This window comes from Flavobacterium sp. (assembly GCF_040402955.1).
GTDB lineage: Bacteria > Bacteroidota > Bacteroidia > Flavobacteriales > Flavobacteriaceae > Flavobacterium.
Genome location: NZ_JBBALQ010000012.1, coordinates 18,163 through 45,106, shown reverse-complemented (window position 1 = coordinate 45,106; position 26,944 = coordinate 18,163). Strand labels below are relative to the sequence as shown.

The 26,944-nt window shown below is 32.4% G+C and carries 20 protein-coding genes and 1 tRNA gene; 9 read left to right on the top strand and 12 right to left on the bottom strand.

What is annotated here, in order from left to right; all coding sequences use genetic code 11:
• Positions 1 to 1,626: hypothetical protein (locus ABWP78_RS06730; RefSeq protein ID WP_353170012.1), on the bottom strand; the 1,626-nt coding region annotated here is incomplete at its 3' end.
• A gap of 407 nt (positions 1,627 to 2,033) precedes the next feature.
• A tRNA-Met gene (locus ABWP78_RS06725) sits at positions 2,034 to 2,106 on the bottom strand.
• A gap of 247 nt (positions 2,107 to 2,353) precedes the next feature.
• Here ABWP78_RS06725 and ABWP78_RS06720 point away from each other — a divergent pair.
• Positions 2,354 to 3,106, top strand: a complete 753-nt coding sequence (locus ABWP78_RS06720; RefSeq protein ID WP_353170011.1) for a DUF2490 domain-containing protein — start codon at positions 2,354 to 2,356, stop codon at positions 3,104 to 3,106.
• A gap of 96 nt (positions 3,107 to 3,202) precedes the next feature.
• Here the strand turns inward: ABWP78_RS06720 and groL are convergent, their stop codons facing one another.
• The 8 genes from groL to ABWP78_RS06680 all read right to left on the bottom strand — a co-directional run bounded on the left by groL (position 3,203) and on the right by ABWP78_RS06680 (position 12,522).
• Positions 3,203 to 4,828, bottom strand: a complete 1,626-nt coding sequence (groL, locus tag ABWP78_RS06715) for a chaperonin GroEL (RefSeq protein ID WP_353170010.1) — start codon at positions 4,826 to 4,828, stop codon at positions 3,203 to 3,205.
• 98 nt (positions 4,829 to 4,926) lie between these two features.
• Positions 4,927 to 5,202 (bottom strand): co-chaperone GroES, encoded by a 276-nt coding sequence (locus ABWP78_RS06710; RefSeq protein ID WP_291240988.1) that lies wholly within the window; start codon positions 5,200 to 5,202, stop codon positions 4,927 to 4,929.
• Between the two features lie 137 nt (positions 5,203 to 5,339).
• Positions 5,340 to 5,678 carry a preprotein translocase subunit SecG gene (gene secG, locus ABWP78_RS06705; RefSeq protein ID WP_353170009.1) on the bottom strand — a complete coding sequence of 113 codons (339 nt, stop codon included), beginning with the start codon at positions 5,676 to 5,678 and terminating at the stop codon, positions 5,340 to 5,342.
• Positions 5,679 to 5,688: 10 nt separating this feature from the next.
• Positions 5,689 to 6,519, bottom strand: a complete 831-nt coding sequence (locus ABWP78_RS06700) for a tetratricopeptide repeat protein (protein ID WP_353170008.1) — start codon at positions 6,517 to 6,519, stop codon at positions 5,689 to 5,691.
• 101 nt (positions 6,520 to 6,620) lie between these two features.
• Entirely contained in the window at positions 6,621 to 7,124 is a 504-nt protein-coding gene (locus tag ABWP78_RS06695; RefSeq protein ID WP_353170007.1) for an LptE family protein, read from the bottom strand.
• A gap of 15 nt (positions 7,125 to 7,139) precedes the next feature.
• The gene (locus tag ABWP78_RS06690; protein ID WP_353170006.1) at positions 7,140 to 8,408 is read right to left on the bottom strand and encodes a sigma-54 interaction domain-containing protein; all 1,269 of its coding nucleotides are present in this window, start codon (positions 8,406 to 8,408) and stop codon (positions 7,140 to 7,142) included.
• A gap of 35 nt (positions 8,409 to 8,443) precedes the next feature.
• The gene (gene miaB / locus ABWP78_RS06685) at positions 8,444 to 9,949 is read right to left on the bottom strand and encodes a tRNA (N6-isopentenyl adenosine(37)-C2)-methylthiotransferase MiaB (RefSeq protein WP_353170005.1); all 1,506 of its coding nucleotides are present in this window, start codon (positions 9,947 to 9,949) and stop codon (positions 8,444 to 8,446) included.
• A gap of 161 nt (positions 9,950 to 10,110) precedes the next feature.
• Positions 10,111 to 12,522 (bottom strand): DUF7619 domain-containing protein, encoded by a 2,412-nt coding sequence (locus ABWP78_RS06680; RefSeq protein ID WP_353170004.1) that lies wholly within the window; start codon positions 12,520 to 12,522, stop codon positions 10,111 to 10,113.
• A 166-nt stretch (positions 12,523 to 12,688) separates the two neighbouring features.
• Between ABWP78_RS06680 and topA the strand changes: the two genes are divergently transcribed.
• The 7 genes from topA (at position 12,689) to ABWP78_RS06645 (ending at position 22,362) form a co-directional block, all read left to right on the top strand.
• A complete protein-coding gene (topA, locus tag ABWP78_RS06675) occupies positions 12,689 to 15,190 on the top strand; it encodes a type I DNA topoisomerase (RefSeq protein ID WP_353170003.1) in 2,502 nt (833 codons plus the stop codon).
• 4 nt (positions 15,191 to 15,194) lie between these two features.
• On the top strand, positions 15,195 to 16,337 hold the full coding sequence (locus ABWP78_RS06670; RefSeq protein ID WP_353170002.1) for a formimidoylglutamase: 1,143 nt from the start codon (positions 15,195 to 15,197) through the stop codon (positions 16,335 to 16,337).
• Positions 16,338 to 16,474: 137 nt separating this feature from the next.
• Entirely contained in the window at positions 16,475 to 17,851 is a 1,377-nt protein-coding gene (porK, locus tag ABWP78_RS06665; protein WP_353170001.1) for a T9SS ring complex lipoprotein PorK/GldK, read from the top strand.
• A 63-nt stretch (positions 17,852 to 17,914) separates the two neighbouring features.
• Positions 17,915 to 18,550 carry a type IX secretion system motor protein PorL/GldL gene (gene porL / locus ABWP78_RS06660; RefSeq protein ID WP_353170000.1) on the top strand — a complete coding sequence of 212 codons (636 nt, stop codon included), beginning with the start codon at positions 17,915 to 17,917 and terminating at the stop codon, positions 18,548 to 18,550.
• Positions 18,551 to 18,604: 54 nt separating this feature from the next.
• Complete coding sequence (gene porM, locus ABWP78_RS06655) at positions 18,605 to 20,146, top strand: type IX secretion system motor protein PorM/GldM (RefSeq protein WP_353169999.1); 1,542 nt, start codon at positions 18,605 to 18,607, stop codon at positions 20,144 to 20,146.
• Positions 20,147 to 20,164: 18 nt separating this feature from the next.
• A complete protein-coding gene (gene porN / locus ABWP78_RS06650) occupies positions 20,165 to 21,064 on the top strand; it encodes a type IX secretion system ring subunit PorN/GldN (protein WP_353169998.1) in 900 nt (299 codons plus the stop codon).
• A gap of 242 nt (positions 21,065 to 21,306) precedes the next feature.
• Entirely contained in the window at positions 21,307 to 22,362 is a 1,056-nt protein-coding gene (locus tag ABWP78_RS06645) for an NAD(P)/FAD-dependent oxidoreductase (protein ID WP_353169997.1), read from the top strand.
• On the opposite strand, the gene ABWP78_RS06640 is transcribed toward ABWP78_RS06645, so the two are convergent.
• Positions 22,351 to 22,743: a DUF983 domain-containing protein gene (locus ABWP78_RS06640; RefSeq protein ID WP_353169996.1), complete on the bottom strand. Its 393-nt coding sequence runs from the start codon at positions 22,741 to 22,743 to the stop codon at positions 22,351 to 22,353. The genes ABWP78_RS06645 and ABWP78_RS06640 overlap by 12 nt on opposite strands.
• Positions 22,744 to 22,806: 63 nt before the next feature.
• Between ABWP78_RS06640 and ABWP78_RS06635 the strand changes: the two genes are divergently transcribed.
• On the top strand, positions 22,807 to 24,717 hold the full coding sequence (locus ABWP78_RS06635) for an ABC-F family ATP-binding cassette domain-containing protein (protein ID WP_353169995.1): 1,911 nt from the start codon (positions 22,807 to 22,809) through the stop codon (positions 24,715 to 24,717).
• Positions 24,718 to 24,783: 66 nt separating this feature from the next.
• Here ABWP78_RS06635 and ABWP78_RS06630 read toward each other — a convergent pair whose 3' ends face one another.
• Positions 24,784 to 26,931: a S46 family peptidase gene (locus tag ABWP78_RS06630; RefSeq protein WP_353169994.1), complete on the bottom strand. Its 2,148-nt coding sequence runs from the start codon at positions 26,929 to 26,931 to the stop codon at positions 24,784 to 24,786.
• Positions 26,932 to 26,944 lie beyond the last annotated feature (13 nt).

The window sequence follows — 26,944 nt, the reverse complement described above, 5'->3', positions numbered from 1 at the left end:
ACAAGTTGTCGTATTAAATGTAGCAGTTTGATAACATGCTGTTGTTGGTTGAACAAGAGCGGCCACTATAGTAATACTAAAAGTAGCTTTACAAGTTGGATCGGCACTATTAGGGGTGTAAGTAATTGTATAAGTACCCAATGTACTAGTTGAAGGAGTAATGACTCCAGTTAAAGCATTGATAGTTAAACCCATTGTACTGGTAAAAGTACCACCTGTAGGACTAAAAGTTGGGGTTTGAGTTGAAGCCGAACTACAAATCGAAGAATTAGGATAGGATAGTGAAGCGGTACAAGCTGCGGGCAAAGTACAACCGTCACCACTTAATGTTTGACAAACCGTTGCTGCTGATTGCGTTGGCGCAGTCGTATTTGTTAAAGATAAATTTGACACCGTTGGAGCACCCGAATTAGTAACAGTAAAAGCTACTTCTGTAGCTGAGGCTTGAGCAATATCAAAATTTCCTGCGCTTGCAAAAGTACATTGATTAATTGTGACTTCAGCTTGACCCGTAGCTTCATCTCCATATATATGTTTTCCTGATGCAGTTGCATTATTACCCGAGAAATTACATCTTACTAAATTTAATTTTGCAATTCCTGATAGAGAGGACAGACCACCTACTATTCCAGTATTAACAGAAATAGCACCACCTCTTCCAGATGCTGCTCCAGTACCTGCTTGATTGTTTGTAAAACTACAATCGGTAACATTAACAGTTGATTCGCCTCTACCAATACATATAGCACCACCATTAGCAGTACTTGATGTTTGATCGGCTAAATTATTTTCAAAACAACTTCCAGTAATAGTTACTAGATTGGAACCTGCAGTAGTACCTCCCATAATACAAATGGCACCACCATTAACGGCATTATTTTTTTCAAATCGTGTATTGGTAATCGTAACATTATTTCCGTTACCCTTAATCAATACTGCTCCTCCATCACCATTATTCGATTTATTATTTGTTGCAATAACACAGTTACTGATATTTAAAACGGAATTATTTCCAACTAAATCAATACCACCACCAAAAGAGACAGCAGCATTACATGCATTAGTACTGTTAGCAAAGGTAACGTTTGAGCCAGTAGTAATGTACAATGCACCATTACCGTTATTTCCATTATTAAAGAATATTACATCATTAAAGGCAACTGTTTGACCGTTTACTGTAACAACCTTTCCAGCAGATACTGCATTGAATTCGGTTGCGCTAATTGCAGCTATATTAATATTGTTTGCAGTGATATTTAACCAATAATTAGTGTTTGCACTAGCAAAATTATTATCAAACACAGTTTTTAGTGAACCCGCACCAGTAAATGTTAAATTTGCTTTAGCAACAGTCAGATTAATATTTCCAGTACCAGAATACGTACCGGTATCAATAAAAATAGTATCTCCTGGAGCAGCTGCAGTATAAGCCTCTAAAAGCGTCAGCTTTGGCGTTGCCGGTGAAGTTCCGATATTGGTATTATTTCCTGCAGCAGTACAATAAACATCTCCTGTTGTTGAATTGTCATTAACATACCAATTGGCCGAAAATGCATTTGAAAAAAATAATAACGTTACTAATAAAATAAAACTTTTAAATTTAAAAAAATTGTGATTCTTTGACATATATTTACTTTTAAGGATAATTAATCTTTAACTAAATTGTTAATCATTAAATCCAAAAGTAAAAATTAGATGAATACATAATATTGTAAAAAAAACTGAAATTTGCGTTTCAGTTTAAATAATATAAGTAAAACAAATTCTACAAAAAATAAATAAAACAAAGTATTTATAACTGATACAGAAACATTTATTTGTACTAAAAATAGTTTTTTTTTGGAAGTTAGAAAATAAAATGATTAATTAAATTATTTTCAGTAGAACCAAAAAATAAATTATTATTACCTAATAAATATCATAAAATAATAAGATTAGATAAAAATTTATCTAATCTTATATGAACTATTGAAACATTGCCTAGAAAATATTTTACAAAAAAAAAGCCATTCATTTCTGAATGGCTTACTTAGTAGCGGGAACAGGACTCGAACCTGTGACCTTCGGGTTATGAGCCCGACGAGCTGCCTACTGCTCTATCCCGCGATATATGTTTAATGCTATTTTCTTTTTTAATGAATTAAGAAATGTTTCATCATTAATTCTTTTGCAAATATACAACCAATTTTGGTTCTGACAAGTAAAACTTAAAAAATTATCAAACCATTTTATATGGGCATCATTTACAACAAATTACAAATGATTAAACGAGATGTTAAAATAGTAAAAGCAGAAGTTTAATTCCAAAATATTAAATTTATGTATTAATTTTACGTTTCAAAAAATTAAAAAGATGCATTTAAAATATAAAATTATTTTCGGGTTAACTTTTATGTTTACTACGGTATTTGCACAAAAAACAATTCAAGGCCAAGCCAATTGGCTAGTATATACGGGTCAATACAAACTAACCAACAAGTTTGGTGCGCATATAGAAGTGCAATGGCGTGGTGACGCTAATTTTCAACAAAACAGACAGAATTTATTCCGAATTGGCGGTATGTATTACATAAACAATCAAATTACGTTAAGCGCAGGTTACGGATTAATTAAAACTTTCAAACCTTCATTAACTGATTTTTTTACAGAAAACAGAGCTTGGGAACAAATACAATACAATCACAAATGGTTTGATACTAAAAATTTAATGACGCATCGTTTCCGTTTAGAACAACGTTTTGTGGATAATATTATTTTAAATAGTGATAATGAAATCGTAATTGAAGCGACCAATTATCAAAATAGATTAAGATATTTAAATCGTAATTTATTTCATTTATTTAAATTTAATACTGACAGAAACAAAGCGTATGTCATTTTACAAGACGAAATTTTTTTTAATTTAGGAGACAATAAAGTGAATGCTAATTTCTTTGATCAAAACAGACTTTTAATTGGTTTCGGAATTAATTATGAAGATACCATTCGACTAGAAGTTGGCTATTTAAATCATTTGGTAACACCTGAAATCGGAAAAAACATCATGAATCATAACGTTTCTATGAGCATTACGCATAATTTAGATTATACAAATTCTAAGAAATAACAAAGTTTCTAAAAAACCAAAACCGTCCTGATAAAAAATCGGGACGGTTTTTTTAATTTTATTTGCTTTTGCCTTCGAGAGCCTCAGACAACCCAATTACATCATTCCTGGCATTCCGCCTCCCATATGTCCTGGATTTGATTCTTCTTTAATTTCGATTAACGCACATTCTGTAGTTAAAATCATTCCAGCCACTGAAGCCGCATTTTCTAAAGCCACACGAGTTACTTTTTTCGGATCGATAATTCCGGCTGCTAACATTTGAACGTATTCGCCAGTTTTTGCATTAAATCCAAAATCACCTGAACCTTCTGTTACTTTTGCAATTACTACAGAACCTTCTCCTCCAGCGTTTTCAACAATAGTACGTAAAGGTGCTTCAACGGCACGAGAAATAATTTGTATTCCAGTAGCTTCATCTGCATTTTCCGATTTTAAAGTCGCTAAAACAGTTTTGGCACGCACTAAAGCAACACCTCCACCAGCAACAATTCCTTCTTCTACAGCCGCACGAGTGGCGTGTAATGCATCGTCTACTCTATCTTTTTTCTCTTTCATTTCAACTTCGGAAGCTGCTCCAACATAAAGTACCGCTACACCGCCAGCTAATTTAGCCAAACGTTCTTGTAACTTTTCTTTATCATAATCTGAAGTTGACGTTTCCATTTGGGCTTTAATTTGGCTAACGCGACCTTTAATTAATTCCTTATCACCTGCTCCGTTTACAATGGTAGTATTGTCTTTATCAATAGAAATGGTTTCAGCTGTACCTAACATTTCTAAAGTTGTGTTTTCTAACGAATAGCCGCTTTCTTCAGCAATTACAGTTCCGCCAGTTAAAATCGCGATGTCTTCTAACATAGCTTTTCTTCTGTCTCCAAAACCTGGTGCTTTTACTGCGGCGATTTTTAATCCACCACGTAATTTGTTCACAACTAAAGTAGCCAATGCTTGCCCATCAACGTCTTCCGCAATAATTAACAACGGTCGACTTGATTGTGCAACTGGCTCCAAAATAGGCAATAACTCTTGTAAATTTGAGATTTTTTTATCGTATAATAATACATATGGATTATTTAATTCTGCTACCATTTTATCTGCGTCTGTAACAAAATAAGGTGATAAATAACCTCTGTCAAACTGCATTCCTTCAACTACATCTACGTAAGTATCTGTTCCTTTTGCTTCTTCAACGGTAATTACACCTTCTTTTCCTACTCTTGTAAATGCTTTCGCAATTAAATCGCCAATAGTTTCATCATTATTTGCCGAAATAGAAGCCACTTGCTTTATTTTTTCTGAAGAATCACCAACTGATTGGGTTTGCTTTGCTAAATCGGCAACAATTGCTTCAACAGCTTTATCGATTCCACGCTTTAAATCCATTGGATTAGCTCCAGCAGCTACGTTTTTCAACCCTTCTTTTACGATAGCTTGAGCCAAAACAGTTGCGGTTGTAGTTCCATCTCCAGCTAAATCATTAGTTTTTGAAGCTACTTCTTTTACCATTTGCGCACCCATATTTTCTAAAGGGTCCGCTAATTCAATTTCTTTTGCAACCGAAACTCCATCCTTAGTAACCGTTGGTCCTCCAAATGATTTTGAAATAATTACATTTCTTCCTTTTGGTCCTAATGTTACTTTTACTGCATTTGCTAATGCATCCACACCACGTTTTAAACCGTCACGTGCTTCAATATCAAATTTTATATCTTTTGCCATTTTTTTATTGCTTTAGGCAGAAGGCCTTACGCTATACGCAAACCAACTGCTATTAATTTTATTTTATTTAGTTAAAGCTAATTGCTTAAAGCTTACTGCTACAAAATCGCATAAATTTCGTCTTCACGCATAATTAGATAATCTTTACCTTCGTATTTTAATTCTGTTCCAGCGTATTTACCATACAAAACGGTATCGCCAATTTTTACAGTCATTGTATAATCGGTTTTACCTGTTCCGACAGCAACAACAGTTCCTTTTTGAGGTTTTTCTTTTGCTGTATCTGGAATAATAATTCCAGAAGCAGTTGTCGTTTCTGCAGCAGATGGTTCAATTACTACTCGATCTGCAATTGGTTTAATATTTAATGCCATAATTTTATTGAATAGGTTTGTTATTGTATTAATAATTTAATTTCAGAAATTATGCCAAACACAATTTCTGACAAATTTACTTAAAATAAAAATGCCAGCACTGACAGGCTGGCATTATATAATATTTATCGCAAAAATTATTTTGCAGTATCCGCTGGTTTTGCAGCAGGAGTTGTTGCTGGTTTAGCTGGCGCATCTTTAACAATTGCCGGCGCTGCATCTTCGTCAACTAATTTAGAACCGGTTGAACCGCTATTAAAACTTAAGGTTGAAAATAAAATCAAAGCGATTAACGTTCCGCCTAATACCCAAGTTGTTTTTTCTAAAAAGTCGGTTGTGTTTTTCACACCTCCCATTTGACCTCCTCCTCCAAAAGAAGAAGATAAACCGCCACTTTTAGGATTTTGAACCATAATAGTCAAGATTAATAAAAAACATACGATGATGATTAATGCTAAAAAAATTGTAAATGACATAACTTCTGTATTAATTATTTTGTTGTAAAATTTTTATATTTTTAATTCGTTCTGCAAAGAAACTACTTTTTTCTGGATATTTCAAAATTAATATTTCATAAGCTTGTATGGCTTTGGTATATTTTTTTTGTTCGAGATAAATTTGTGCCAACGTTTCTGTCATAATTGAAGAAGGCGTTTCGTTGCTTTTAGCAATATTTATTGGTATTGACGTAATATCTTTTACTTGTGGAATTTTCGGATTTAGTTCGATAAACTTTTCTATTAAATCGAATTTTTTTTCTAATTCTGAAGATACTTGAATTTGTTTTTCAGTCTCTTCACGAACAATTGGTGCGATTTTAGCCAACTGAAGCCATTCTGAAAAGGAATGGGTTTCATTTTTTTCAAATTGCAAGGGTTTCCCAATTTCTAATGCTGCTTCTACTTCCTTATTAGATTCTTTCTGTTCCGAAATAGAAATTATCTCTGTTACATTGCTTGATTCTGATTTAGTATCTATAGTGTATGGCCGTTTTTCTTCTTCAACATATTCAAAATCTGAAACAATTATACTCTGAATTTCAGCTTGATATTTATCGTACACTTCTTGTTGGAAAATTTTAAAATCATCAGAAGTAATAAAATCAAACAAAACACTTCTATCTGTTGTGTGAGCAGCTGTTTTCTTTAATTCGTAATTATATCTAAAACTCTCTTGATTGTACAATCCTTTTAAATACAAAGCACGCGCACTTTGATAAAAAGGAAATTCATTTACAATAGTTTCTAGTACTAAAGTTTGTTTGTCGTTAATAGCTTTAGAATTATTGAGTAGATTTATATAATCGTTTGTATTCATTTTATGTGAGATTCAAGTAAAAAGATTGAAGTATTAAGATTATAAATTTATTTTTTTTAATATTAATTATTGAATTTGATTTTTGATATTGCAATTGAAAACTACCATTTGGCTAAAGATTCATTAAAAATATCTAGTGTAATTCTTTCATAAATGATTTCCAACGCTTCGTTTAAAACTGCAGAAGGCAATAAATTGGCATCATAATCGTGAAAAAATGAAAAACGCTTTTCAAAATTATCGTCTTCTGAATTTTTACTTGAATACCTCACATTTATGGTAATTGTCATTCTGTTTTGTGAAGATTGTTGATTCGCATTGGACGCCATTGGTGTGATGCGATATTCTACAATTTCTCCTTCATATAACAAATCGCCACCAGAGGGCACCAAATCTAAATTGGTTTGATTTTGTATGGTGTTTTGTAATTTTTGCGTGAAGGTTCGTTCGATACCTACCTCAACAATTTCAGCATTATTTTGAAAATAATTTACTTGAAACGTTTTTGCATTTATTTTTCCTGTTCCTGTAAAGTTGTATTTCACGTTACAACTTACAAGTAAAAACAAGGTTAAAATTGCGGTTATTTTAATTTTTAATTTCATCTTTTTGTTCTAAAACTACAAATCAAATTGTTTTATTTTTCTATATAATGTTCTTTCAGATATTCCTAATTCATCTGCAGCTGCTTTTCTTTTTCCTTTATTTTTTTCTAACGATTTTTTTATTAATTCTATTTCTTTGGCTTCTAGACTTAACGTTTCCATTTCGTCAATAGCTTCGGTATACAAATAATTGTTGTTAAAATCGTCATCGTCGTCAAACTCTTCTTGTTCAATTTCCTCTTCAACTGGCAACCCTTTTCTATTTATTTCTTGTTCAAAAATAGTGTTTTTTTCTTCAGAATTTCCATAAATTTTTTGAATAAGCGATTTGTTATTTTCTTGCACTTTAGCATTTTCATTTTGCATCAGTTCAAGTGTGAGCTTTTTTAAATCGTTTAGGTCGCTTTTCATATCAAAAAGTACTTTGTACAAAATTTCGCGTTCATTACTAAAATCAGAAGTGTTTTTTTTCTCGCCTACGACTTGAAGCGAATTACTTTCCATATTGGGCAAATACGATTTTAATGCCGATAATGAGATGTCTCTATTGGTTTCCAATACCGAAATTTGTTCCGCTGAATTTCGCAATTGCCTAATATTTCCGCTCCATCGATAATGCAATAAATAGTTGACAGCATCATCTGATAATTTAATTGGAGGCATTTTGTATTTGTGGGCGAAATCGGCAGCAAACTTGCGAAACAACAAGTGAATATCCTCTTTTCTTTCACGTAAAGCAGGCAAATTAATTTCAACGGTGCTTAAACGATAATATAAATCTTCTCTAAATTTTCCTTTTTCAATAGCTTCTAACAAATTTACATTAGTCGCCGCAACAATGCGAACATTCGTTTTTTGGACTTGAGAGGAACCTACTTTAATAAATTCGCCATTTTCCAACACACGTAATAATCGTACTTGTGTGGTTAAAGGTAATTCGCCCACTTCGTCTAAAAAAATAGTTCCGCCATTGGCTACTTCAAAATACCCTTCTCTTGTTCCTGTTGCGCCAGTAAAAGACCCTTTTTCGTGTCCAAAAAGTTCTGAATCTATGGTTCCTTCTGGAATGGCGCCACAATTTACGGCAATGTATTTTCCGTGCTTTCTGTGTGATAAAGAATGAATGATTTTTGGTATACTTTCTTTACCGACTCCACTTTCTCCAGTTACCAATACAGAAATATCCGTAGGAGCAACCTGAATGGCTTTTTCTACTGCACGATTGAGTTTTGGATCGTTTCCAATAATCTCAAAGCGTTGTTTTATGTTTTGAACTGATTCCATAAGCCCCCTAACCCCCGAAGGGGGAATAAAAAAAATTAAATACTATTTTGTTTAGCCCATGTTGTTCCCCCTTCGGGGGTTAGGGGGCTATTCATAATTTCTGAATACCCAACAGCTTCTCCAATTAATGTTCCGCTGGTACAATCTGATATTTTTACTAATACAAAATCACCCAGTTTATAATTTTCTTTTGGAAAAACTACAACCGTACTTTGCGAATTTCTTCCACTCCACTGTTTGTCGGAACGTTTAGAATCTTTTTCAACTAAGACTTCAACAGTTTGACCTAAAAATCGCTGTGTACGTTCTAATGCGATACGTTGCTGTAAATCGATAATTTCATTTAATCTTCGTTTTTTTACTTCTTCAGGTACGTCGTCTTCCATTTTTCTGGCCGCTAAAGTCCCAGGTCTTTCAGAATAAGCAAACATAAATCCGAAATCGTATTTTACATATTCTAACAAACTTAAGGTATCTTGATGATCTGCTTCTGTTTCTGTTGGAAATCCAGCTATGATATCTTGTGAAAGAGAAATATCTGGAATAATTCTGTAAATATTGTCAATCAACGTAATATATTCTTCACGAGTATGTTGACGGTTCATTTCTTTTAAAATTCTGGTACTTCCACTCTGAACGGGTAAGTGAATGTAATTACAGATGTTATGATGTTTTGCCATAACCTCAATTACTTCAATATGCATATCTTGCGGATTTGATGTAGAAAAACGAAAACGCATTTTTGGAAATTGTGACGCACATCTGTCTAATAATTGAGCAAAATCTACCGAAGTGGCTTTTTGCATTTCGCTGGCTTTTTCAAAGTCTTTTTTCAAACCGCCACCGTACCAAAGGTAACTATCAACATTTTGACCTAACAAAGTTACTTCTTTGAACCCTTTACTCCATAAATCGGCAATTTCTTCAATAATACTTTCTGGTTCACGACTGCGTTCTCTTCCACGAGTAAAAGGCACTACGCAAAACGTGCACATATTGTCACAACCACGAGTTATAGATACAAATGCTGTAATTCCATTGCTACTTAAACGAACAGGTGAAATATCGGCGTATGTTTCTTCACGAGAAAGTATCACGTTTATGGCATCTCGACCGTCTTCTACTTCCTTTAATAAATTCGGAATGTCTTTGTAAGCATCTGGTCCTACAACCATATCTACAATTTTTTCTTCGTCTAAAAATTTTTCTTTTAAACGTTCTGCCATACAACCTAAAACTCCGACTTTCATTTTCGGATTGATATCGCGTTTTATGGCATTATATACTTGTAATCGCTTACGAACGGTTACTTCTGCTTTGTCTCTTATGGAACAAGTATTTACTAAAACCAAATCGGCTTCTTCTAAAACTTGCGTCGTATTATATCCTTCATTTGCCAAAATAGAAGCCACAACTTCGCTATCGGCAAAGTTCATTTGACAACCATAGCTTTCTATAAATAACTTCTTTTGGTTGACTTGTTTTGTCTCCAAAACCAATGAAGTGCCTTGCTTACTTTCCTCTATAATCTTTTCTTCCATAAACGGTAATATAATTTTATTTTCGAAAACTGTTTTTTCAAAAATTCAGAAAGCAAAGATAGTACTAAATTTTACTATCTGCCAAATTGTCAGCATCAGTTTAACACAATTTAATAAAAAAAGCAACTCTTTCGAATTGCTTTCCTTTAATTACTCTTTTATTATTCTTTAATTATCGTGACACCACTGCTTCCCTTTTCGGTATTGACTTTTACTAAATACGTGCCTCTTTGTAACGAAGAAACATCTACATTTTCTGAAAATCTTGGAATGGCTAGCACTATTTGTCCAAGTGTATTATAAATTTGCAAAGATTGCATTTCTAAACTATTTTTTGTCTTAATCGTAAAATTGTCTTTAACTGGATTTGGATATAAAACAAATTCATTTTCAAAAACAAAACTACTAGCATTTAACAATTGATAGGTAGAAGTAGCGGTATTGGTTATGATTGGGAAATTATAATCAAAATAAATACCTGCCGAATTACTAACCGAACTATTTACCGCTAATGTTGGTAACGATTTAATTTTAAACACTACATAGCCATCATTTGTAGCATCTTCAAAAGGTAGGTTGATATTTTCAAAAATAAATTCTACTTTGTTACCTGTTATTTTTGTATAACACGTGTGGCTACTATTTATAACTTGAAGCGAAGAAACATCAAATTTTGTAGTATCAATCATGTCTTTTACTACAATGTTTTGTGCAGGATAGGTTCCAGTGTTTTCAAAACGAATTTGATAATGCAAATATCCTCCAATTTTGCTTGGATCAATTACAGCACCTTCTAAACATGTTTTATCGTTAGGGTCGTAGGAATTAACAACTAATTGTCTCAGTCCAACTTCATTATCAATACTGTTTTCATCATTTATTAAAGGTGTAACCACACCATATATACTTATTGTGTTTCCTGCATTTAAGGCTGGCGTTTCCATTGGTGAATTCAAGTTTAATTTCACTTGAATTTCTCTGCTTTCAAAGGGTAACAAATTAGAGTAATTCCAAGTTAAAGTACGTGAATATCCGTCATTGCTTTCGCTAGTAAAAACAGGCAAAGTAGAAACTACATCTAAGGCATCTTGATTTTCAAACCCAAAAGTAACGGTACCGTTTTCTACTTGGTTGCCTTTGTTTTTATAGATAATTTTATACAACGCATCAAAGCCTGGGCGCGCTACATCAATTGGAATAACTGTAACCTCTACATCATGATGCACGCCATTTGGAGTAACACAAAAATTTTGTGTAAACGGACTTGCTTGTGTTGGGAAAACTATTGTTGCAGTTGTTGGTGTAATATTGAAATAACTTGGGTTTTCTAAAATAGGTGTTAGCGTGTGAGTACCTAAACCAACAGGAATTGAATAATTTCCTATTCCACTAGCAATAAAACTACCCGTTTGCGTACCATTTGAAATATTAATTTTTAGATTTTGATAAACACCATCACTGTCATCACAACCGTTGTTAGTACTATCCAAACGTGTGGTCCCATTAATGGTATGATAGGTGCCACCTGGCGTAAAGCTACAATAACTATTCACATGGCAAGTAAAAGCAATACTGTATTCGTTGATTATGCTTTGTACTAAACTCAAATCTTCTTCATCAGCACAAATATATTGTAGGTTTGGATTTTCTGAAAAATTTAAAACTTCCCAACTACTATTATTATTTTTTAAAAACAAACTCGTTAATTGATTATGTTTACAATACAAATACTGCAAATTCGTTAAGCTCGAAACATTTAAACTTGGCAATTGATTATTACTACAAGATAAAAACGATAAACTGGTTAAACCTGAAACATTTAAACTTGTTAATTGATTATTATAACAATCTAATCGTTGCAAATGTGTTAAACCCAAAATATTTAAACTCGGTAATTGATTACTAGAACAATCCAATCGTTTCAAATTTGCTAAACCCAAAATATTTAAATTTGGCAATTGATTATTATAACAATCCAAAGAGATCAAATTTGTTAAACTCGAAACATTTAAACTCGGTAATTGATTATCATTACAAGATAAAAACAACAAATTGGTTAAACCTAAAACATTTAAACTTGTTAATTGATTATTATAACAATCCAATTGTTGCAAATTTGTTAAGTTAGAAACATTTAAACTCGATAATTGATTTTGTACACAAGAAAAAATTATTAAATTTGTTAGACCCGAAACATCTAAACTTGTTAATTGATTATTTGAACAATTCAAATTCTGTAAATTTGTAAAAAATTCTATTCCAGTAAAATTTGAGATATTAGAAGTATTGATGTTCAGCCATTTAATGGCTTGAGCTTCTGAGACCTGTATTTCTCCATCATCATTTGTATCGATATCGTTATAAGAAGTGACATACCAATTTCCTGCATTATAAACAGGTGTTTGTGAGGAAGCAATAAAGTTCGTTGAACTAGCTTGTAATAACTTTGCCTTAAAATTGGCATCCGGGAAGTTTACTATTTGTGATTGTGCAAAAAAAGTAATAAGAACGGTCAAAAAACTGTAGGTTTTTTTCATAATATTTGAGAATTTATCAAATGTAATGTCTTTCATCACATAAACATTTATATAATTATTTATTAAATTTATATTTTTTTATTTTGATTAATGAATTCTCATTTTTACAATTTATGTAAACCGATTTAATAAATCAAAAAAACGACACCTATATACATTAATCAAAAAAATAATATACTTTTGCCAAATCAAATAAATGAAAATGGCGAAGAATTTAGTTATCGTGGAGTCACCTGCAAAGGCAAAAACCATTGAAAAATTTTTAGGAGCAGATTTCCAAGTGGAATCAAGTTACGGACATATTGCAGATTTACCTTCAAAGGAAATTGGTGTAGATGTACATGATAACTTTAAACCTAAATATGAAGTATCTACAGATAAAAAAGCATTAGTAAAAAAACTAAAAGACTTATCTAAAAAAGCAGATATGGTTTGGTTAGCTTCCGATGAGGACCGAGAAGGAGAAGCTATTTCTTGGCATTTGTCTGAAGAATTAAAATTAGATCCCGCCAAAACAAAACGTATCGTTTTTCACGAAATTACAAAAACCGCCATTTTAAAAGCGATTGAAAATCCGAGAGATATCAATTATAATTTAGTAAACGCACAACAAGCTCGAAGAGTTTTAGACCGTTTAGTGGGTTACGAATTGTCTCCCGTACTTTGGAAAAAAGTAAAAGGTGGTTTATCTGCCGGACGTGTGCAATCGGTTTCTGTACGATTAATTGTAGAACGCGAACGTGAAATTCAAAATTTTAAAACTGTTGGAAGTTATTCTATTAGTGCTGAATTTACGAATGAAGCCGGAAAAACAGTTAAAGCCAAACTAAATAAAAATTTCAATACAAAAGAAGAAGCACATCAATTTTTAGAAAAAAATATAGCTGCTGATTTTAAAGTTGCCGATTTAGAAACAAAACCAACGAAAAAAACGCCTACAGCACCATTTACGACGTCTACTTTACAACAAGAAGCCGCTCGTAAATTGTATTTACCTGTTGGAATTACAATGCAAATTGCTCAACGTTTGTACGAAGCCGGTTTGATTACTTATATGAGAACAGATAGTGTAAACCTTTCTCAAGATGCTATGGCTGCCGCACAAGCGGAAATTACTTCTTATTATGGAGCAGCATATAGTAAACCAAGAAATTACAATACAAAATCTAAAGGCGCTCAAGAGGCACACGAAGCCATTCGTCCTACAGATATGAGTCGTCATACCGTTGATATTGACAGAGACCAAGCCCGTTTATACGATTTAATTTGGAAACGTACTTTAGCTTCGCAAATGAGTGATGCAGAATTGGAACGTACAAACGTAAAAATTATAGCAAATACTCACAATGATTACTTTTCTGCATCAGGCGAAGTAATAAAATTTGATGGTTTCTTAAAAGTATATTTGGAAGGAAATGACGATGATGATGAAGAACAAGAAGGCCTGTTACCGGCATTAAAAGTAAACGAAAAGCTGGCTAATAAATTTATTACTGCAACAGAACGTTTTACTCGACCTGCAAGTAGATATACCGAAGCGTCACTTGTAAAAAAATTAGAAGAATTAGGTATTGGTCGTCCCTCTACTTATGCGCCAACAATTTCCACCATTATCAACAGAAATTATGTTGAAAAAGGAAGTTTTGAAGGTACAGAAAGAAAATACGAACAATTAACTTTAATTGGTAAAGAAATAAAATCGCAAACTTTAAAAGAAAACTCTGGTTCCGACAAAGGAAAATTAGTTCCAACGGATATTGGCGGCATTGTGACTGACTTTTTAGTAAAAAACTTTGAAAGTATTTTAGATTATAATTTTACTGCAAAAGTAGAACAAGATTTTGATGAAATTGCAGCTGGAAACGAAGATTGGCACAAAATGATGCGCAACTTTTACGATCATTTTCATCCTATTGTAACCAAAGTGGAAACAACAGCAGAACGTGAATCTGGAGAGCGAATTTTAGGAACCGATCCAAAAACGGGAAAACCTGTAAGTGTTCGATTAGGAAAATACGGTGCAATGGCACAAATTGGTGCTATTGATGACGAAGTAAAACAATTTGCAAGTTTAAGAAACGAGCAAAACCTAAGTAATATAACATTAGAAGAAGTTTTGGATTTGTTTTTATTACCAAAATCTTTAGGAACTTACGAAGGTGAAGAAATTGAAGTAAACAACGGACGTTTTGGACCTTATGTGAAGTTTGGAACACAATTTATTTCACTTTCAAAAGGAGAAGAACCATTAGATGTAACAATGGAAAGAGCCATCGAATTAATCGATGAAAAAACCAAGGCAGACGCTCCAATTGCTACTTACGATAATTTACCCGTACAAAAAGGTGTCGGCCGATTTGGACCTTTCTTAAAATGGAATGGTATTTTTATCAATGTGAATAAAAAATACAACTTTGATAATTTATCGCAAGCCGATATCACTGAATTAATTGAAGACAAACAACAAAAAGAAATTGAAAAAGTACTTCATTTTTGGAAAGAAGAAGGTATTAAAGTAGAAAAAGCACGTTGGGGAAGATCTGTAATTACAAAAGGAAAAATAAAAATTGAACTGAGTAAAGATATAGATGCTACAAAATTAACTCTTGAAACAGTAAAAGAGATGATTGAGAAGAAAGCACCAGCAAAAAAAACAGCGACAAAAAAAGCGCCTGCAAAAAAAGCCGTAGCTAAAAAGAAATAATTTTATGATATTCGAATATTTACAACCTGTATCAGAAGAAATTCAGGAATTTACAACTCAATTATCTAATCAAACATTAGGTAAAAAAATTGTAATTCATACAGCTACCGATTATCCTAATTTAGAAAATATATCCATTGCACTTATTTGTGTAAACGAAAATAGAGGTGCGAATTTAGAAAATGAAAATTACAATTTTAACGATTTTAGAAAAGCATTTTATCAATTATTCCCAGGTAATTGGAACAAAGGCATTGCCGATTTAGGAGATGCTTTAGTTGGAAATGAAACAAGTGACACTTATTTTGTGTTAAAAACCATTTGTGCTCATTTAATTAAGCAAAAAATTATACCTTTGGTCGTTGGTGGTTCTCAAGATTTAACTTACGCCATGTATCGTGCTTTTGATCAATTGGACCAAATGGTAAATTTAGTCGCCATTGATAATAAATTCGATTTCGCAAAAGATGAAAAACTAGAATCCGATTCGTATTTATCAAGGATAATTGTAGAAGAGCCAAATAATTTATATAATTTTTGCAGTATGGGATATCAAACCTATTACACATCGCAAGAAGAAATAGATTTAATTGAAAAATTATATTTTGACACGTATAGATTAGGAGAAATAAGCAAAAATCCAGCCATTGTAGAGCCTGTTTTTAGAGATGCAGACATTGTTAGTCTTGATTTAAAATCTATAAAATCATCCGATTCAGGAAATGCAACAGAATTTTATCCAAACGGATTTGATGGAAGAGAAATTTGTACATTAGCCCGATATGCTGGTATCAGTGATAAAGTAAGTGCTTTTGGGATTTTCAATCAATTCTATAATAAAAATGAAAACCAACTTATAGCCCAAATTGCTTGGTATTTTATAGAAGGATATCACTTAAGAAGTTACGAATATCCATTTGAAGAGAAAACAAATTACATTAGATACATCGTTTTAGCAGAAGACGAAGAGTTAATTTTTTACAAAAGTAATCGATCTGAAAGATGGTGGATGGAAATAAATTACAATACCGTATATAATAAAACAGTTAAAAAAACGTTATTACCGTGTACAAATGATGATTATGTAGCGGCTTGTAATGCTGAAATCCCCGAAAGATGGTGGAAAGCACATAGAAAAACCCACTAAAAAAATCGTTAAAAGCATAGCAAAAATCGATAAAATGCACTTTTTTTTATTTTATTTTGCTTTTGCTATTGTATATGTCAAAATAAATAGATAGGTTTGAAGCCTAAAATAAAATAAAATTTTATAACCCAATTAATATGAAAAAGTTTTTAGTATTATCGGCGGCATTAGCTTTATTTACAAGCTGTGGAAAAGGCGATAAAGGTGAAGTGGTAGGAGTTAAAGGCAAAAAATGGTTTTCAGAAAAACCTTTTGGTATGACACTTATCCCCGGAGGTGCATATGCTATGGGTAAGTCAGATGATGACGTTGCCAATGTACAAGACGCTCCCACTAAAACTGTTACCGTGGTTTCATTTTATATGGATGAAACTGAAACTACAAATAGTGAATACCGCCAATTCGTAGAATGGGTAAAAGATTCTACAATTAGAACAAGATTAGCTGTTAAAGCAGATGTAGATGGTGCCAAACCAGCTGCAGGTGGAAAAAACACAGGTAGTATTGGTGATTTTGCTTTTGCTGATGCAGATCCAGCTAAAATGACAGCGTATGACAAATATATGTATGACAATTATTATAGTATTGGTACTGATGATGATCTATATGCAAATAGAAAAACAAATAAAAAAGTTAAATTAATAAAGGAAACTTCTAAATATCCAGATGCGGCTTATGTAGAAGTAATGGACTCCATGTATTTAAAAGAATCAGAATCGTTTAATGGGTTAAAAACGATGGATGTAAGTAAATTAAAATTCAAATACAATCAAGTTGACTTAAACAAAGCGGTTAAGAAAAAAGGACGTAAAAACTTTTATGAAGATGCAAAACCTTTAGAAATATATCCAGATACAACAGTTTGGATTAAAGATTTTGCCTATTCTTATAATGAGCCAATGCACAATAACTATTTTTGGCACCAAGCTTATGGAGACTACCCAGTAGTGGGTGTATCTTGGGATCAAGCAAAAGCATTTTGTGCTTGGAAAACGATGTACAAAAACTCGTATGTGAAAAAACAAAAAGGAAGAGATCAAGTAAATTCTTTCCGTTTACCTACTGAAGCAGAATGGGAATATGCTGCAAGAGGCGGAATTGAATCAGGAACTTATCCTTGGGGTGGACCCTACGCTAAAAATGACCGTGGGTGTTTCTTAGCCAATTTCAAACCAATGAGAGGAGATTATGCAGCAGATGGTGCATTATATACTGTGGAAGCAGATTCATTTGAACCAAATGATTTCAATTTATACAATATGGCAGGAAATGTAGCTGAATGGACAGATTCTTCTTACGATGCTGGAGCATACGAATTTGTTTCTTCAATGAATCCAAACGTATCTGATAAAGCAAACCAAAGAAAAGTAATTCGAGGTGGGTCATGGAAAGATGTAGGTTTCTTCTTACAAGTTTCCACACGTGATTTTGAATATAAAGATTCTGCAAGAAGTTATATCGGTTTCAGAACCGTACAAGATTACATGGGAACACAAAAAACAGGAAATAAATAAAATAATAAACAAGAATTTAACAAAACTAAATAATTATAACTTAACAAACTAAAATTTTAAATTATGGCAATTTTAAGCAAAAAAGCAATGAATTTCGCTTACGGTATGGGAGCAGCAGTAGTAATCCTTGGAGCACTTTTCAAATTAATGCACTGGCCTTTCGCAGGAGTAATGTTAGTAGTTGGATTAGGAACTGAAGCATTCATTTTCGGTTTATCTGCTTTTGAAGTACCTGAAAAAGATTTAGACTGGTCTTTAGTGTACCCAGAATTAGCTGGTGGAGACGCAAAATTAAAATCAGGGAAAAAAGAAAGTCCTGAAGAAGCACAAGGTTTATTATCTCAAAAATTAGACAATTTACTAAAAGAAGCTAAAATTGATGGGGAATTAATGACAAGCTTAGGAAATAGTATTAAAAACTTTGAAGGTGCTGCTAAAGGTATCGCTCCAACTGTTGACGCTATTGCTTCTCAAACAAAATATGCAGAACAAATGGTTAATGCTGCTACTTCATTAGAAGCTTTAAATAACTTGTACAAAGCACAAATTGATGGTGCTCAGAAAAATGCAGATGCAAATGCAGAAATTGCAGAAAATGCATCTAAATTAAAAGAGCAAATGCAATCTATGACATCAAACATATCTTCATTAAATGCGGTATATGGTGGAATGTTAACTGCAATGCAAAACAAAGGATAATTAGTTTTATCAAATAAATTAAACAAATTAATTAACTAAACTAATTAGAAAAAAATGGCAGGAGGAAAACTTACCCCTAGACAGAAGATGGTTAATCTGATGTATTTGGTTTTTGTGGCAATGTTGGCAATGAATATGTCAAAAGAAGTATTATCGGCTTTTGGTATCTTAAATGACAAAATCACAGAATCAAATGGTATTGCAGATGCAAGAAATCAATCAGCTTTCGATCAGTTAGCTCAAAAAGCAGAAGATCAACCAAAACAATATGGTGATAAAAAAGCTAAAGTTGACAAAATCAGATTATTATGTAAAGAATTCTACAGTTATGTAGAAGGATTAAAAACACAATTCACTAAAGATGTTGAAAGAAAAGAAGATGGAAGTCTTAATTTCGAAGCAATGGATAAGGGTGATATAATTGATGAATACTGGTTTTCTGGTGACAGACCATCAGTAAAAGGTACTGAATTTTTAAATAAATTTAGCACATTTGCATCTCAAATTAAAGCAACGGGTGGAAGCTCAATTGTAGAAGCTGAGATGAAAAAAATTGAAAAAAGATTTGCTACAAATAAAGTAAAAACGGAAGACGGAAATGTGCCTTGGTTAGATTATAATTACAAAGGATTTCCTTTAATTGCATCTATAACTAAATTGTCACAAATTCAAGCAGATATTAAAACTACTGAAAGTGACATTATTAGTGGAATGTTCCAATCAGACTTAGTTGCAGCAGCGTCTTTAACAGCATACCAACCTATTGTAGTGCCAGACAAAACAGCTTTCTTCCAAGGAGAAACAGTAACTGGTAAAATTATATTAGGAAAATTTGATCCAAATTTAGTTGCAAAATCTGTAATTGTAAATGGTCAATCAGTAAAAGCGGAAGCGGGTCAAGCTAAATTCTCTTTTGGAGCAGGTAGTGTTGGTGAAAAAGATATTACAGGATCTTTCAACTTTGATGAAAATGGAAAATTAGTTAGTTTACCAATTAAAGGTAACTATGTAGTAGTACCAAAACCAAACCAAGCCATTGTTTCTGCTGATAAAATGAATGTGGTATACAGAGGTGTAGATAACCCAATTTCGGTATCTGTTCCTGGTATTCCTTCAAGTGATGTAAAAGCAAGTGCGCCTGGGATGAGATCTTCAGGAAAACCTGGACAATATGTTTTAAACCCAGGACAAGGTAAAGAAGTAACCATTAATGTTTCTGCTACATTACCTAATGGTGGTGGTACTTTTTCAAGTAAACAAACGTTTAGAATTAAAGGTATCCCAGCTCCTACTGGTAAAATCAGAGGTGAGGTTTCTGCAAAAGGACAAAAATCTAACCTAGAAGTATGTACTATTTCTGCAGCTTTAGAAGATTTTGATTTCCCTGTAACTATCAATGTTACACAATTTAACGTCAAAGTACCAGGACAGCCAACTGTTGTGGTTCAGGGAGCTAAAATGAATGGACAAGCTATCTCAGCAATCAAAAAAGCAGGTAGAGGTGATGTTGTTACAATTTCAGAAATTAAAGTTAAGTATGTTGGTATCATTCAACCTGCTAAAAATGTTTCGCCTTGTACATTTGAGGTACAATAATTTAAATAAAATAAAAAAATGAATTGGAGAAATTTTTTATTAGTAACGGTATTTGGTTTGAGCACACTTTCGTTTGCGCAATCTAATTTACTAAATGCAAAAACAGCTGCTGAAATTGGTAAAAAAACCGAAGCAGAAAAAAATGCAGACAACGACAAACCTTTACCTTATGGCTATATAGGTGATAGAGATGTTTTTATGGGAAAAACCGTTTGGGAACTTATTGATGTAGACCAAAGAGTAAATTACCCAATGTATTATCCTGTAGATGATTCTAAAGATTTAGGTTCAGAAAGAAAACCGCTTTTTGAAGTGATAATGAAAGGAATTGATGATGGAAAAATTACTGAAGTATATGATTCAGGATATTTTACTGTAAAAAAGACTTTTGATGATATTCAAAAAGCAAGAGTTTTTATAGATACCTCAGATGCTGGTATTGATCAATTAGCAGCTGGAGATCCTATATCAGAGGAATTTATAACAAAGCAAACTATTGATGCTTTTCATGTTAAAGGATATAAAATAAAAGGGTTTTGGTATTTTGACAAACGTCAAGGGGATTTGAGATACAGATTACAAGGTATTTGTCCTTTAGTTCCTGATGTTTATACAATGAACAAAGAAGAAAATAAAAATGACGCACCGATTGAATTGTTTTGGATTTATTTTCCATCTTCAAGAGATGTATTACACGAAGCTAAGGCCTTTAATGAAAAAAACTCTGCTATGCCATTTACGTTTGACCATTTGTTAAACGCACGTCGTTTTAATGCCGTAATTTACTTGGAAGAAAATGTATACGGCGATAGAGAAATTAAAGATTACATGAAGGAAAACGCACAAATGCAATTATTAGAATCAGAAAGAGTAAAAGAAAAAATACGTAATTTCGAATTAGATATGTGGAATTACTAATTAAAAATTTCTCCAATTATAAAAAAACTCTTGCTTCGGCAAGAGTTTTTTTTGTTTAATAACTATACAGCAATACAATTTTAAGTAAATTTGTAATACCATTTAATCTTTGAAAAAGCTGTTTTAATTTTGCCATTTAGATATTTAGTTTATTCTTAATTTTCTTAATTCCTTAATGTTTTAATATAAAATCTTCTGCAGTAAATTAAAAGTTAAAATAGTATAACAATATATAAAACAACATGGAAGTAGATTATCTTATTATTGGTTCAGGTTTAGCAGGAATTTCTTTTGCAGAAACGTGTTTGTTACACCATAAAAAAATAATGGTGCTAAATGACAATTCTCAAAACTCAACTACAATAGCAGGTGGATTATACAATCCAATAGTTTTAAAACGATTTACAAAAATTTGGGAAGCAGAAGCCCAATTGGCTACTTCAATTCCTTTTTATAGAAAGTTAGAAGATAAATTAGGCACTACTTTTTTGTATGAAATTCCGTTATTGCGTAAATTAAATAACATTGAAGAACAAAATAATTGGTTTGCAGCTTCAGACAAACCTACCCTATCAAAGTTTATAAGTAGCGAATTAGAAACTCTAAATAATGATGCTGTAATAAGTAGTTATAAATTTGGAAAAGTGGATGAAACAGGTTTCTTGGATACTAAAAAATTAAAAGAAATCTATACCAATTTCTTAATAACAAAAAATTGCTATTCAGAAGAGACTTTTTATTATTCTAAATTAGTAATAAAAGATGATTATATAGAATATAAAGATATTCGAGCCAAACAAATTGTATTTGCAGAAGGTTTTGGAATACACAGCAATCCGTATTTCAACAATTTACCACTTGATGGAACAAAGGGAGAACTTTTTATTATTAAAGCTGAAAACTTAAATTTGAACGAAATTATCAATTCGAGTATTTGGATTTTACCAATCGGAAATAATCTATATAAAGTGGGAGCTACTTATAACTGGGAAGACAAAACTACAACGCAAACCGAAGAAGGCAAAAACGAACTACTTTCTAACTTAAAAGAATTAATTTCTTGCGACTTTGAAGTTATAGATCATTTAGCGGGAGTACGACCAACTGTAAAAGACAGAAGACCACTTTTAGGAAAACACTACCTCCACAAACAATTATATATTTTAAACGGTTTAGGTACTCGAGGTGTACTTTTCGCACCGTATTTATCAGATAAGTTATATCAATATATTGAAAATGGAATCCCATTAGACAACGAAATTTCAATAGAAAGGTGTTATAAAAAACTATTTAGATAAGTTTTCTTTCCAATTTTTATCAAAGTGAACAAAAATATTTATCCAAATATTTCTTGACATTCGCATAATAAGGGTATTGCTTAAAATTAGAGCCACAATAATTGAAATAAAAGCCGTTTTTAAATTGGCTTGAAATACAAAAAACGAAAGTAAAAAAGTAATTATACCAATCAAAACACCAAGTCCATAACTTACAAACATAGCACCAAAAAAGAAAGAAGGCTCTATTTGATAAACTAGTTTACAGTGCGAACACTTTTCGTGCATGGCATAGATTTTCATAATATTAAAAGGGTTTGCATCTAGATACATACTTTCTTCATGGCATTTAGGACAACAACCTATTATCATCGCGTAAATTTTTGATCCTTTTCCAAACATTTTTATTATTTTGATGTAAAGGTAGAATAAGTATAGTACTTTTGCACCTTATTAGAAAAAAACATGCTGAACATACACAATCTTTCTGTTTCCTTTGGTGGAACGTATTTATTTGAAGAAGTTACTTTTAGAATGGGCGCTGGCGACAGAGTGGGTTTAGTAGGTAAAAATGGAGCAGGAAAATCGACTATGTTGAAAATTTTAGCTGGCGATTTTAAACCCGATTCTGGGCAAATTGCAACTGAAAAAGAAGTAAGAATTGGATTTTTACGACAAGATATCGATTTTGAAGCCGGAAGAACCGTCTTAGAAGAAGCCTATCAAGCCTTTTCAGATATTAAAGAAGTGGAGAAAAAGCTAGAAGAAATCAATCATCAATTGGTAACCAGAACCGATTATGAAAGCGAGGCATATTCTCAAATTATAGAAGATTTATCCGATTACACACATAGATTTGAACTTTTAGGAGGTTATAATTATGTAGGTGATACAGAAAAAATATTATTAGGTTTAGGATTTAAACGAGAGGTTTTTAACAACCAAACAGAAACGTTTTCTGGAGGTTGGCGTATGCGTATCGAATTGGCAAAACTATTGCTTCAAGCGAACGATATTTTGCTTTTAGATGAACCTACCAATCACTTAGACATAGAAAGTATCATTTGGTTGGAAAGTTTTTTACGAAATTATCCTGGAGTAGTAGTTATTGTATCGCATGATAAAATGTTTTTGGATAATGTTACCAATCGTACGATTGAAATTTCATTAGGAAAAGCATATGATTTTAATAAACCGTATTCGCAATATTTAGAATTACGTCATGAAATTCGTGAAAAACAATTGGCGACACAAAAAAATCAAGCCAAGAAAATTGAAGAAACCGAAAAATTAATTGAAAAATTTCGTGCCAAAGCCTCTAAAGCCTCGATGGCGCAATCTTTAATAAAAAAATTAGACAAAGTAGAACGAATTGAAGTGGATGAAGACGACAATTCCGTGATGAATATCTCGTTTCCTGTTTCAAAAGTTCCTGGAAGAGTGGTCATAGAAGCAGAACACGTAACAAAAGCCTACGGCGACAATACAATATTAAAAGACATTTCACTTTTAGTGGAACGCGGCAGTAAAATTGCATTTGTAGGTCAAAATGGACAAGGAAAATCGACTTTTATTAAGGCCATTGTAAACGAATTTAAATTTGAAGGCTCAATAAAATTAGGACATAACGTTCAAGTGGGTTATTTCGCTCAAAATCAAGCAGAATATTTAGATGGTGAAATTACGTTATTGCAAACTATGGAAGATGCTGCAACGGATACCAACAGAGCAAAAGTAAGAGATATGTTGGGGTCGTTTTTGTTTCGTGGTGATGATGTAGAGAAAAAAGTAAAAGTGCTTTCTGGAGGCGAAAGAAATCGTTTGGCTTTGTGTAAATTATTATTACAACCCATCAACGTTTTGGTAATGGATGAGCCAACAAATCACTTAGATATTAAATCGAAAAATGTGTTAAAAGCGGCACTTCAAAAATATGAAGGCACGCTCCTACTCGTTTCTCACGATAGAGATTTTTTACAAGACATGTCGAATTTGGTGTACGAATTTAAAGACCAAAAAATTAAAGAATATTTAGGCGATATCAATTACTTTTTAGAACAACGCAATTTAGAAAATATGCGTGAAGTGGAAATAAAAGATATTGAGAAAAAAGAAGCTACAAACAATACAAATTCCAAAGCTTCTTACGAAGACCAAAAGAAAAACAAATCGTTACAAAATAGATTGTCTAAAATTGAAAGTCAAATTAAACAATTAGAAATTGACATTCAAAACGACGATAAAGAATTGGCTTCTAATTACGACAAACACATAGAAAACGCCTCTTTTTTTAAAGCATACAACAAGAAAAAAGCGGAATTAGATAAACTACTTTCAGATTGGGAAATGGTTCAAGAAGAAATAGATAATTTGTAATATATTCATAACAAAAAAGAGTCCCGATTTCTCGAGACTCTTTTTTTATTTGTAAACTTGAGTAAATTATTTCACTAAAGTCATTTCGTCTACAATGTGTTTTGCACCAGAGAAATTTTCAATTACCCAAAGTACATAACGAATATCTACGTTAATTGTTCTTTGTAACTTTTGGTCAAAAATAACATCACCAGCCATCGCTTCAATGTTTCCATCAAAAGCCAAACCGATTAATTCTCCTTTTCCGTTTAATACTGGAGAACCAGAATTTCCACCTGTAATGTCGTTATCTGTTAAGAAATTAACGTGTAAAGAACCATCTTTATCTGCATAACGACCGAAATCTTTTTTAGCATTCATGTCTAATACTTTTGTAGGTAAATCGAATTCTAAATCGCCTTTTTTGTATTTTTTAACTTGTCCATCTAAAGTAGTATAGTTATTTACTTTAGCGTCATTTCTTTTGTCAGCTGGTAACGAACGAACTTTTCCGTAAGTTAAACGTAATGTTGAATTTGCATCTGGATACAAAGTAGTACCAATTTTAGATTCTCTTAAACCTTCTACTAATAAACGGAAAGACGCACCGAAATCGTTTTGCGCTTTCATTAACTCTTCGCTTCTTTTTCCAATATGAGATGTTAAATCATTTGATAAAACATATAAAGGGTCGCTTGTTAAAGTTACATCGTTTGGATTTGCTAAATAACCTTTAATTTTCTCTACTGAAGTGAAGATACTTGCCTCAAAAGCTGTAGCTACATAACTTGTAAAATCACCATTATTTTCTTTTGCTAATTTTTCAACAGTAGGCGCTAATGCATAACCTGCTTTTTTAGCATATAATGACAACTGAGCAGCTAATATATCTTTTTCTGCAGGAATATGTAATTCCTTAGACATTTCATTTGCCATTTCTTCAATAGCTGGAGCCATTTCAGCACGTTTAGCGGCATCTGATTTAGTATACATTTCTAATTGTCTACCTAAAGATCTACTTATTGTACCAAAAGCTGATGTTCTAAATAACTGCTGTAAATAATTATCATGACGCGATTTTTCATTCGTCATTCCATAAAATTTATTTATTGTAGCAACTACATTACCATATTTTGCTTGATTTGCCGGTTGATTTGCCCAAGTGTTAAATTTAGCTTCTTGAGCAGCTTTAGATTTTGCTGTTCCAAATTTTGTTAAGGCATCAATCATACCTTGACGGTTTTTCCAGTAATTCGCAACTCCTGCAAACTTAGAAGCGTAAACTAAATTTAAAGCATCAGATTGAACCATATATTTTTTCATATTGTCCATTCCGGTTTTAGAACCTTCTACCCAAGCTGGATAAGCAAATTTTACATTTTGCTCAATTCCACTAGCTGGCATCCAACGATTTGTACGACCTGGATATCCTAAAATCATAGCAAAATCGTTTTCTTTCACACCGCTTAAATTAACTGGTAAGTGATGTTTAGGGTTTAACGGAACATTGTTTACAGAATATTCAGCTGGATTTCCGTTAGCATCTGCATAAATCCTAAACATAGAAAAATCCGCAGTATGACGAGGCCATTCCCAGTTGTCTGTATCTCCACCAAATTTTCCTAAGCTTTCTGGAGGCGTTCCTACTAAACGAACATCTTTATAATCTTGATATACGAAATAGTAATATTCATTTCCTTGAAAAAACGAACGAACTGAAACGGTATACTTACCGCCTTCATTGTTTTCTTTTTCAATTTTAGCAATTTCTTGATTGATTGCTTTTTCTCTATCCGCTTCACTCATTCCTGGTGTTACAACTGATAAAATTCTTTTTGAACAATCGTCCATACGAACGAAGAAACGTACAAATAAACTTGAAGGTTTTAATTCTTCTTTTCTGTTTGCTGCCCAGTATCCGTCTTTTAAATAATTTTTTTCTGCTGAAGATAATTCTGCAATCGCATCATAACCACAGTGGTGATTGGTTAATACCAAACCATCTTTAGAGATTAATTCTGCTGTACAACCTCCGTTAAACTGCACAATAGCATCTTTTAAACTGTGGTTGTTAATACTGTAAATTTCTTGTGGGGTTAATTGCAATCCCATTTTTTGCATATCACGGTGATTTAAACGTTCAATGAACATTAAAAACCACATACCTTCATCTGCTTTAACACTCATTGGCATCAGCATAATTCCAGCAACTAAGGATAAAATAATTTTTTTCATTTTAATTTTAGGT